The following is an 11,351-nucleotide window of genomic DNA, read 5'->3' as shown; positions in this document are numbered from 1 at the left end:
AAAATCCTGTTACAAGCGTTTTTTTATTGTCTAAAAAAGAACGCTAATCAAAATAAACGAGGTTTTTCAGTACCCTCGCCGCGGCAGATGGGATTTTTTTATTTACATTTATTCAGTGATCACCAAGAAAACTGAATACTAAAATATTTATTTATTTATTTCCTTTCTCGAAATCAGCAACAAACTGTGCCAATCCAATATCAGTCAATGGGTGCTTCAATAAACCATAAATAGCCGAAAGTGGTCCAGTCATTACATCAGCACCAATTTTAGCACAGTTTACAATGTGCATCGTGTGACGTACAGATGCCGCTAGAATTTGAGTTTCGTAACCGTAGTTATCATAAATCAATCTGATTTCTTCAATAAGAGCCAAACCATCTGTAGATACATCATCCAAACGACCAATAAACGGAGAAACATAAGTTGCTCCCGCTTTTGCAGCCAATAAAGCCTGACCAGCCGAGAAAACTAAAGTTACATTCGTTTTAATTCCTTTATCCGAAAAGTATTTAGCAGCCATGACACCTTCTTTGGTCATAGGCAATTTCACCACGATTTGATCGTGTAAATCAGCTAATTCTTCACCTTCTTTGATCATTCCGTCATAATCCAAAGCATTTACTTCGGCACTTACATCACCATCAACAAGATTACAAATATCAACGTAATGTTTCAAAATGCTATTTTTACCCGTAATTCCTTCTTTAGCCATCAATGATGGATTGGTTGTAACACCATCCAAAACGCCTAATGCTTGTGCTTCCTTAATTTGAGCTAAATTAGCCGTGTCAATAAAAAACTTCATAATATATCTATTTAATTGTGTGTTTTATAATTTGGGCGTGACCTGCTGAAAAAGCCGGTCAGGCTCTACGTTGCAATCTTTTACTTTTTAAAGGAAAAAGTAAAAGGATTTTCACTGTGATCCTTCACGCTCATAAAATTCGGTGCAAAATTACAACTTATAATGGTTCATCAGCATTTTTTCATATACTTTATCCGGTAAAATTCTCTTCAAGACAATCGAGAATTTTTGCATAAAAACACCCACCTTATAATGAATTTTAGGTTCCGGAGTTTGGATAATTTTATACACTGCTTCTGCCATTTCATTTGGATTACTGCCACTGTCAACATGTTCATCCATTGTTTTTAATGTATTCCCATAAGGGCTTTCATAAGCTGAACCTTTTATAACCGGAGCATGAAAACGCCCCGAAGCAATATTAGTCGCAAAATCACCCGGAGCCACATTCGTAATATGAACTCCAAAGGATTTCACTTCCATACGCAACCCTTCTGTGATGATTTCAAGAGCTCCTTTTGAAGCCGAATAAACACTTCTATACGGCAAACCCATATAAGCCGCAATAGAAGTAATATTGATGATTAATCCTGATTTTTGCAAACGCATTTGTGGTAACACCGCTTTCATCACTTCAATAGGCCCAAAGAAATTAGTCTCAAAATTATTCTTAATTTCATGCATTGGAATTTCTTCCAGCGGTCCGGTAATTCCAACACCTGCATTGTTGATTACTACATCCAGTCTACCAGATATCGAAATTACTTTGGCTACAGCCGCATGAATCGAATCCGTATCCCGAACATCTAAAGCTACTAAAGGAAAAACAGAATTTAAAATTCGTTCTGGATTTCTACTGGTTCCGTAAACGACAAAACCTTTTTGATGCAAAAACGCTCCGATAGATTTTCCTATTCCTGAAGAACCTCCTGTAATTAGAACTACTTTATTCATGATTATTGATGTTTATGATACGAAAGGTCCAAAAATAAAAAAATCCTCCCGAAGGAAGACTACTTATTTCTGTGAATTTGGAAAAGAATCTGAAATGAATTCAAATTTAAAAATGGCAAGCGACCTACATCGCACCGCTCAACCACGTACCCTTGCTATGTTCCCATCCTGGGGGAGTCTGCAGGAGCTGGTCGTGTAGGACTTGCCGGTGCAAATATACAATCTTTTTATATTTTTGCAAGTGCTTTGTACCTATAAAAATAACGTTGTATATTGGTGCATCAAAAAATCAAACTATGAGAAATTATAACTTCCTATCTTTCATTTTATTAGGAATCACCTTGGCAAATTGCAACGAGACAAAAAAAGGCGAAAATACTTTATTTACCTTCGATATTTCTAAATTTAAGGAACAATATCAGCCACAAGAAGCGATAGAATTAGGAATTTCGAACCCAAATTCGAAAGCTGTTGATAGTATTATCTATTACGTAAATGATAAAAAAATAGCTTCAAAAAAAGGACTTGACAAATTAACTTTTCAATTAAAAGACCAAAAATTAGGTTATCAGAACCTAAAAGCGTTAGTATATTATGAAGGGGATAACTCAGAAGCTACCGCAAGAGTCGAATTAGTTTCGAATGTTCAGCCCAAATTGCTTAAATATACGATTGTAAACACTTTTCCACACGACACAGCTTCTTTCACCGAAGGTTTAGAGTTTTATAAAGATACTTTATACGAAAGTATCGGATTATATAAAAAATCTAAACTTTTAAAAACAGATTATAAAACAGGAAAAATTTATAAAAATTTAAAATTAGATGATAAATATTTTGGTGAAGGAATTACTTTTTTAAACAACAAAATATATCAATTGACTTGGCAGGAAAAAACGGGTTTTATATACAATGCTGATACTTGGAAGTTAGAAAAAACTTTTGCATATGATAAAGATATTGAAGGCTGGGGAATGACTAATGACGGTAAATACATTTATCAAACTGACAAAACGGAGAAAATCTGGAAAATGGATCCTCAAACCCAAAAAATGATTGATTACATCAATGTTTACTCTGGAAATTCTAAAATTAAAGCTGTTAATGAACTGGAATGGATTAATGGAAAAATCTATACTAATGTATGGCAAAAAGACGCTATCGCTGTAGTAAACCCTATAAATGGAGCCGTAGAAGGTATTTTAGACATGTCTGGTTTAAGAAAATTAATTAATGTAACTCCAGATGATTTTTTAAACGGAATTGCCTACAACCCAAAAACCAAAACCATTTTTGTAACCGGTAAAAACTGGGATAAAATGTTTGAAATAAAAGTTTCAGAATAATTTCATGAAAATAATGACAACAATAATCATCAATATAAAGGAATTACTCCAAGTTCGAGAAACATCAATATCAAAAGTTTCCGGTGCTGATATGGCAGTTCTTCCAACAATAAAAAATGCATTTTTAGTAATTGAAGACAATATAATTGCTGATTTTGGCTCCATGGAAAATCTACCCGAAATCAACGCAGAAACAATCATTGACGCAACTGGAAAAATGGTTTTGCCTTCCTGGTGTGACAGTCATACTCATATTGTGTATGCCGGCAATCGGGAACAGGAGTTTGTTGATCGAATAAATGGAATGACTTATGAAGAAATTGCCAATCGTGGCGGTGGAATCTTAAATTCGGCAAAAAAATTGAATGAAACGACCGAAGAGGAAATCTACGACCAGTCCAAAGCGCGTTTGGAAGAAGTGATGCGTTTGGGTACTGGTGCGGTAGAAATCAAATCAGGATATGGATTAACATTCGATGGAGAATTAAAAATGCTCCGTGTAATTCAACGTTTATCCCAAAACTATCCTATAACCATAAAAGCAACTTTTCTGGGCGCACATGCTTTTCCATTGGAATATGCAGCAAACCATAAAGGCTACATTGATTCTATAATTAATGAAATGCTTCCAGAAATTGCTAAAAATAAACTGGCAAACTTTATAGATGTATTTTGTGAAACTGGTTATTTTACTGTTGATGAAACCCAACAAATTATGGAAGCTGGAATCCATTTTGGCTTAAAGCCAAAAATCCATGTCAATCAATTCAACTCTATTGGCGGAATTCAGGCTGGAATAAAATACAATGCACTTTCTGTAGACCATTTAGAAGTTATGAAACCCGAAGATATTGAAGCCTTAAAAAATACAGAAACAATGCCGGTAGCTCTGCCTTCCTGTTCTTATTTCTTGAGTATTCCGTATACGCCTGCACGAGAAATGATCGCTGCCGGACTTCCTCTGGCTCTCGCAACCGATTATAATCCTGGCTCTACTCCATCAGGAAACATGAACTTTGTAGTGGCTACAGCTTGTATCAAAATGAAAATGACTCCCGAAGAAGCCATAAATGCGGCCACAATAAATGGAGCCTATGCCATGGGAATTTCTGATACTCACGGAAGCATCACTATTGGAAAAAAAGCTAATCTGATTATTACTAAACCTATTCCCTCCTATTATCAATTGCCTTATGCTTTTGCCAGTAATCTTATTGATGCTGTATTAATAGAAGGTGAAATTTTTGAATAAAAAAAGAGGAACATTGTGTTCCTCTTTTTATTATTTGATGCTTTAAAATATTATTTCAAAGTAAAACTTGTTTTAGAAACTAATTCACCTTTATCAAAAACATTTACAAAATAATTCCCTTTTTCGAAATTTTTTCCTTTTAAATCCTGTGAAACAGTAACCGTTTTATTTTCATATTTAACATTAGTTGCAAAACTGTATGTTAAAGTATTATCTCCAAAAGTCTCTGTTTTTTTATCTCCTACCACATTGTTTTTACTATCAATTACTTGAACGTAATACGTTTTATCCCCTGATTGTGCAATTTGATTTTCAGCAATTGTAAAACTAACTCTAAGAGCATCTGCTCTACTTGCTTTATCAGTTTCTATTTGTTTTCCAGAACTTCTTAATTTGAAAGCTGAACCTCTAGTGTTTAAAACAGTTAATTTTGAACCTTTTTCAACTACTTTTGCCAATTCTTCATTTTGTCCTGTTAATGCCTCAACATTCTTTTTAGTTTCACCTAATACCACAACCGTACTATCACGTTGCGCAGTTAAAGTTGTATTTTGTTTTTTCAAACCTTCATTCTCGGCCATCAAAACTTTCATATTCCCTTGCAAAGCAATGAACTGTGTTTTATATTTTGACATAGAAGCTACATCACCTTTAGATTTACTTAAATCAGACATTAAGTTTACCACTTTATCTCTTTCTTGAATTAGCTCATCAGACATTGATGTGTTTTCCGCAATTGCAGCATCATAAGTAGATTTTAATTCTTGTAAATCTTTCATAACGGATTCTTTTTCGGTCAATGTAGTTTTTAATTCTGTTTTAACTACATCGGCATCAGAAGTCATTTTAAAAATATACACTAAACTTCCCACTAATAAAACTGCTAAAACCGCAATAACCGCTTTAAGACTTGAACTGCTTTTTTGATTTTCCATAATTTGATTTTAATTTTTAATTTATACAAATTTAACAATATATAACCATCTTATAACGTAAGTTAATACAATTATATTATTTTTGGGAAAAATATTTTTTTTAATGGAAAAAATTATCCCGTTTACTATCAATGATCTTGCAAAAATTACAAACCACAGAAGTGGCGAAATAAAATTTGGAGAAAAAATGATAACCATACCAAAAGAGGCTGATCCTATTGCGTTTCTAAAAACTTGCGACGCAAAATACGTACTATTGGGAGTACCGGAAGACATAGGAATTAGAGCTAATTTTGGTAGACCTGGTGCTGCATCAGCTTGGGATAGTGCCATAAAAAGCATTGCTAACATTCAGCATAATCGTTTTTGCAAAGGAAGCCAATTGATTGTCTTGGGGCAATTAAACGTTAGTGAGGAAATGAGAGAAGTGGAACATTTAGATTTTAATGACATTGACGATCGTTCTAAATTGAGTCAACTGGTAGAAAAAATTGATAAGGATGTTTCTCATATTATTTTTAACATTATAAAATTAGGAAAAACACCAATAGTTATCGGTGGAGGACATAATAATGCCTATGGAAATATAAAAGGATCTGCACTTGCCAAAGGTAAACCTATAAATGCCATTAATTTTGATGCCCATTCTGATTTTAGAATTTTAGAAGGACGACACAGCGGTAATGGTTTTTCGTATGCTTACGAAGAAGGCTTTTTGAAAAAATATTTTATTTTTGGTTTACACGAAAATTACACTTCCAAGAGTGTCTTGGACATAATAAAAAAATTGGAAGACCGTGTGCGCTATAACACCTATGATAGTGTAAACATCAGAAAAGAAAAAGAGTTTAATCAGGAAATGGCTCATGCTTTAGAATTTATAAATGACGATTTTTTCGGAATTGAAATCGATTTAGATGCAATTCCAAACATCGCTTGCAGTGCGATGACTTTAAGTGGTTTCTCAGTGGAACAACTTAGACAATTTATATCCTATTTTGCAAAAAATAAAAATGCAACTTATTTACATATTTGCGAAGGCGCACCAGATTTAGGAGAAGAAAAAAACAATCATTTAATAGGTAAACTTATAGGCTATCTTGTAACCGATTTTATTAAAGCTAATAATCAATAGTTCATTTTATTGCTGAATTTCTTCTTTAAAACTCCAAAAATTCTTTCGAGAATACCATATAAATAGCCATCAAAAAATTAATACTATCTTTGCAAAACTATCTATGTACTTAATACAAGATATTTAATACCAAAATTATGTTATTCGAAGACTTATCGCTCTCAAAAAGTATACAAAAAGCCGTATTTGAACAAGGCTACACCAACCCTACTCCTATTCAAGAACAATCTATTCCGCTAGTATTATCAGGACGCGATTTAATAGGTTGTGCACAAACAGGAACAGGAAAAACAGCCGCATTTGCTATTCCAATTATACATCAATTACACCGAATTGTAGGTTCTTCAAAGAAAGCCAAACAAATTCGTGCTTTAGTTGTTACTCCAACCCGAGAATTAGCGGTCCAAATTGGACAAAGCTTTGATACGTATGGAAAATATACCAACTTGACTCAACTGACCATTTTTGGTGGAGTTTCGCAAAATCCTCAAGTTGATACTTTAAGAAATGGTGTTGATATTTTGGTAGCAACGCCTGGAAGATTACTTGATTTACACAAGCAAGGTTTTATTGATTTAGATCATTTACATACTTTAGTTCTTGATGAAGCGGATCAAATGCTTGATATGGGATTTGTAAATGATGTGAAAAAAATTGTAAAGCTTACGCCAAAGAATAGACAAACATTATTTTTCTCTGCAACAATGCCAATTGCCATTAGAGAATTAGCCGAAATGTTTCTAACTGATCCTGCAACAGTAACTGTTTCACCAATATCATCTACTGCCGAAAATGTAGAACAACGCGTTTATTTTGTTGAAAAAACAGAAAAAAGAAATTTACTATATCATTTAATTAAAAATGAAAATTTATCAGATGTATTGGTTTTTTCCAGAACCAAACACGGTGCCGATAATGTTGTAAAAGCATTACGAAAAAACAATATTGCCGCTGAAGCCATACATGGTGACAAATCACAAAATGCAAGACAACGCGTTTTGGACGCTTTCAAAAACAAAGAAGTCGGTGTTTTAGTAGCTACGGATATTGCAGCACGAGGAATTGATATTGACCAATTGCCATTTGTAATTAATTTTGATTTACCAAATATTCCTGAAACGTATGTTCATAGAATTGGCAGAACCGGTCGTGCAGGAAATGGAGGTATTGCAATTTCTTTTTGCAGTAAAGATGAACATGCCTATTGGAAAGACATCCAGAAACTAATAAAAGTGGATGTAAAAACAGTAAATGATCATCCGTATCCTTGGCATTCAGGAAGTCCGGAAACAGCCCCTGCTGCTGCGCAAAAAAATTCAAATCGAAGTGGTGGAGCGCATAAATCCAGAAAATCAGAGGTTTCAAAACAAAATAAGAAACGCTGGTATTAATAACTTCTCCAAAACTAAATTTTCCGCTGTAAGAAATGCCTTTTTAACTTTAGTTAAAAAGGCATTTTGCCGTTAATCCACTTACATTCAACGTTTTGTGTGTTAATTAATATTTTAAAGCAAATAATTTCATTAAATTTGACTTAACTTATTTAAACATTAAAAATTAAAAATTATGGAAAATTTAGTTAAAAGAAACAGTTCATTCCCTTTGATTAATACTGGCTTATTTCCGTCAGTGAACACATTTTTTGATGATTTTGTATCTAGAGATCTTTTTGATTGGGCAGATAAAAATTTTACAGCCCTTGGCAGTAATTTACCTTCTGTAAACTTAAAAGAAACAGAGAATAAATTAGAAGTAGATTTGGCTGCTCCAGGTATGAAAAAAGAAGATTTCAAAGTTGAAATTGACAACAACATGCTTATGATTTCTTCAGAAAAAGAAGAGGAGAAAGAAGAAACAAGAAAAAAAGATAATTACATTAGAAAAGAATTTAATTATCAATCCTTTTTCAGATCTTTCAATTTACCGGAATATATAGATGAAAGTAAAATAGAGGCAAGTTACAAAGATGGAATTCTTCATATTGTTATTGCTAAAAAAGAAGGCGCCAAGAAAAAAGCGCATAAAACTATTGCTATCAAATAAAAAATTGTTTAATATCTTTTATTAAACAATAATTAAAATCGTTGGACCATTTTAAGCAACTGGTTTAACGATTTTAATTTTGAATCATTAGTTCCCTCCCTACTCAACTTTATTAAAAGACAATTTAAATAACATCAAAAAGTGATATTATGAAGACGTCAAAATATTTTTCAAAAAAAGATCAATCTTTAATAGATTACAAAAATATACAAAATAAAGAGCATCAATTGACTCATTCAAAATTTGAAACAACAATCACTCTTGTTGATGCTTCGGGAAATAAAAAAACACCAAATCCATTATTATTACTAATGTATTCCAAAGAAAACGAAGTGCTTTTTATTTAGAAAACATGTTGTACATACACTTTATATGAAATAGAACCAATATTAAAATGAAATTGTGATACAATCATCTTCTAAATCAAAACTAAAAAACGGGTGTTAAATCGTGGTTTTTATTTTTTGATAGTAAAACATTGATGATTTTAAATAATTTAACGGAGTCAAAAGGTTTTACAATAATATCATCTATTCCGGCTGAAATAGCTTCTTCAATAATCTCCTCTTTATCAAATGCTGTTAATGCAACAATAGGAGTTTTTATACCTTTAAAACGAATTCTTCTTGATGTTTCAAAACCATTAATTAAAGGCATATTGATATCCATTAATATAACATCAAAAATTTCATCTTCAAGTAATTTTATAGCCTGGTATCCATCATCCACGAGGGTACATTTGTAATTGTTTTTTTTGAGAATTTTTTCAGTAACAATTTGATTAATCTTATTGTCTTCAACCACTAAAACTTTCAATTGTTTGTTTGAAGATAAATCCACTGGAATATTATTTATTATTTCATTGGTTTTCTCAGGATCAAATTCAAAAGCAATTGTAAATGTAAATTCTGTCCCCACACCTATTGCACTTTCGAGCGTAATATCACTTCCAAATAAACCAAGTAAACGCTTTACGATAGATAATCCTAAACCCGTTCCTTGATAATCTACTTCTTTTCTTCCAACCTGAACAAATTTTTCAAAAATCTTATCTTGATCTTCAAAGGCTATTCCTACTCCATTGTCCTTGATCTTAAACTCGATAAAATGTGACTTATCAATAATTTTCTCCAAATTCACATCAATAAATACTTCTCCATTTTTGGTGAATTTTAGAGCATTACTTACTAAATTTATAATTATTTGGGAAAGCCTTAATTTATCTCCGATTAAATATTCAGGAATTGCCGGGTCTATATTGACAATGATAAAATTATTATTATTCTTTGCAATAAATGATAATGAGTTTTTAATCATATTTATCTCATCCGAGATATTGAATGTCAAATTTTCAAGTACTATCCTGTTTTCTTCAATTTTATTAATTTGAAGAACATCATTAACAAGTGACAATAAATATCTGGCTGAAAATTTAAGGGAACTCAAATGTGGACTGTTAGCCAATTCTTTATGCTCGTCTAACAGCATGTTAGTAATCCCTACTACTCCATATAAAGGAGTTCTTAATTCATGGGTTATAGTAGAGACAAATTGTGATTTTAGTACTGATGCCTCCTCTGCCTTCTCTTTCGCAATAACCAATTTGTCATTAGCAAGAGAAAGTTCTTTATTGTTTTTTTTCTTGAAATTATTATTTTTATACAAAGTATAAAGCAGCAGTAATAAAACACCTAATATAATGACAAACAATAGGACGATGATTCTGGATTTTCTCAAACTTTGATATTGTAAATCTTTCTCAATTTCAATTTTCTCAATCTCTCTTTTATATTCATCTAACTCGAGATTAATACCCACTATATTTGCCTTTTTAAGGATCTCTTTATTAAAGAGTTCTTCCGTAATTTTATTATAAAGAGCAAGGTTTTCGTATGCCTTTTTGTAATCTCCGTTTTTTAATAAATATTTTGAATACTCTTGGTGAGTATATGATAAATCTGATTTATCATTTCCTTCGTTTCCTAATTTTATACCATTCAAAAAAGAAGAAGTAGCTATTTTATACTCCCCTTTAAACCCATAATACATTCCATTGAGCATATTTAACGCCACAATCGTTCTTTCATCTCCATATTCTTCATGGTATTTATTGATGAATTTTAAATATGGGAAACCTTTATCAAAAAGACCAATATCAAAATAAGCCCATGTGATATTGAGTTTTGTCAAAACAATCTGGCTTGTATCAGCTAATTTTTTACTGTAATCTAATGAATTTTTATAATAATTTATTCCTTTTTTATATTGTTTTTTTTCAAAACAATATATATTTCCTAAATTATTGTTTATCCAGCCTTTTATAGTGTCATTGTCAGTTTTATTAGCATATGACAATCCTTTTTTATAAAAAAAAATGGCTTTATCATATTCTGATAATTTCTCATAATTTGCCGCAATTGTATTATAGGAATTGGCAACAAGATTATTATCCTTAGCATTTATAGCATGATGTAAAACAAGTCTTGATGTTATTAAAGATTTTTCAAAATTAGCAGCTCGCAAGTATTTAGACGCTTGTTTTGCTAGTTTTGTAATTTCTTTTTTTGAGGGAGTTGGAGTTAAAGAATAACAATTAACATTAAAAATATTTAATGTCAATAGTAATAAAACGATTCTGATTTGATACATATGTTGCTATTCTTGAGCCAAATATACAATATATTAATAAGAAAAGAGTTGTGTTTGTTAATAATATCATAAAACCCGAGAATTGAATCCAAAATATGGATTTCAAGAAATCAAATGTAAAAAGTAAAAATATAATCTCATTTAGAATTTGAGTGAATAATTTAGATGAATAAAAAAAACCTATCTGATAAAATCAAATAGGCTTACTGTTTTTATAAAAAAAAATTAT

Annotated in this window: 10 protein-coding genes and 1 other RNA gene; 6 read left to right on the top strand and 5 right to left on the bottom strand. The window is 31.6% G+C overall.

Annotated elements, in window-relative coordinates; genetic code table 11:
• Window positions 1–151 precede the first annotated feature (151 nt).
• From fsa to ffs, 3 genes are all read right to left on the bottom strand, one after another.
• On the bottom strand, window positions 152–808 hold the full coding sequence (gene fsa / locus FNW38_RS09810) for a fructose-6-phosphate aldolase (RefSeq protein ID WP_035672771.1): 657 nt from the start codon (window positions 806–808) through the stop codon (window positions 152–154).
• Window positions 809–958: 150 nt separating this feature from the next.
• Window positions 959–1,762 (bottom strand): SDR family oxidoreductase, encoded by an 804-nt coding sequence (locus FNW38_RS09805; protein WP_143387858.1) that lies wholly within the window; start codon window positions 1,760–1,762, stop codon window positions 959–961.
• A gap of 110 nt (window positions 1,763–1,872) precedes the next feature.
• An RNA gene (gene ffs / locus FNW38_RS09800) (signal recognition particle sRNA small type) lies at window positions 1,873–1,970 on the bottom strand.
• A gap of 88 nt (window positions 1,971–2,058) precedes the next feature.
• On the opposite strand from ffs, the gene FNW38_RS09795 reads away from it, so the two are divergent.
• Window positions 2,059–3,108, top strand: coding sequence for a glutaminyl-peptide cyclotransferase (locus FNW38_RS09795; protein ID WP_143387857.1), 1,050 nt, complete (start codon window positions 2,059–2,061; stop codon window positions 3,106–3,108).
• 13 nt (window positions 3,109–3,121) lie between these two features.
• Window positions 3,122–4,360, top strand: a complete 1,239-nt coding sequence (hutI, locus tag FNW38_RS09790; RefSeq protein WP_143387856.1) for an imidazolonepropionase — start codon at window positions 3,122–3,124, stop codon at window positions 4,358–4,360.
• Window positions 4,361–4,410: 50 nt separating this feature from the next.
• Here hutI and FNW38_RS09785 read toward each other — a convergent pair whose 3' ends face one another.
• Complete coding sequence (locus FNW38_RS09785; protein ID WP_143387855.1) at window positions 4,411–5,295, bottom strand: hypothetical protein; 885 nt, start codon at window positions 5,293–5,295, stop codon at window positions 4,411–4,413.
• A 103-nt stretch (window positions 5,296–5,398) separates the two neighbouring features.
• Between FNW38_RS09785 and FNW38_RS09780 the strand changes: the two genes are divergently transcribed.
• The 4 genes from FNW38_RS09780 to FNW38_RS09765 all read left to right on the top strand — a co-directional run bounded on the left by FNW38_RS09780 (window position 5,399) and on the right by FNW38_RS09765 (window position 8,820).
• Window positions 5,399–6,430 carry a formimidoylglutamase gene (locus FNW38_RS09780; RefSeq protein ID WP_143387854.1) on the top strand — a complete coding sequence of 344 codons (1,032 nt, stop codon included), beginning with the start codon at window positions 5,399–5,401 and terminating at the stop codon, window positions 6,428–6,430.
• A 137-nt stretch (window positions 6,431–6,567) separates the two neighbouring features.
• Window positions 6,568–7,821, top strand: a complete 1,254-nt coding sequence (locus tag FNW38_RS09775) for a DEAD/DEAH box helicase (RefSeq protein WP_143387853.1) — start codon at window positions 6,568–6,570, stop codon at window positions 7,819–7,821.
• Between the two features lie 175 nt (window positions 7,822–7,996).
• Entirely contained in the window at window positions 7,997–8,473 is a 477-nt protein-coding gene (locus tag FNW38_RS09770; RefSeq protein WP_143387852.1) for an Hsp20/alpha crystallin family protein, read from the top strand.
• 149 nt (window positions 8,474–8,622) lie between these two features.
• On the top strand, window positions 8,623–8,820 hold the full coding sequence (locus FNW38_RS09765; RefSeq protein ID WP_143387851.1) for a hypothetical protein: 198 nt from the start codon (window positions 8,623–8,625) through the stop codon (window positions 8,818–8,820).
• A gap of 82 nt (window positions 8,821–8,902) precedes the next feature.
• On the opposite strand, the gene FNW38_RS09760 is transcribed toward FNW38_RS09765, so the two are convergent.
• Window positions 8,903–11,122 (bottom strand): response regulator, encoded by a 2,220-nt coding sequence (locus FNW38_RS09760; protein ID WP_143387850.1) that lies wholly within the window; start codon window positions 11,120–11,122, stop codon window positions 8,903–8,905.
• Window positions 11,123–11,351: the final 229 nt, after the last annotated feature.

This window comes from Flavobacterium gawalongense (genome assembly GCF_007097265.1).
GTDB lineage: Bacteria > Bacteroidota > Bacteroidia > Flavobacteriales > Flavobacteriaceae > Flavobacterium > Flavobacterium gawalongense.
The sequence above is the reverse complement of the archived record's forward strand: the minus strand, read 5'-3'. Positions and strand labels throughout refer to the sequence as shown.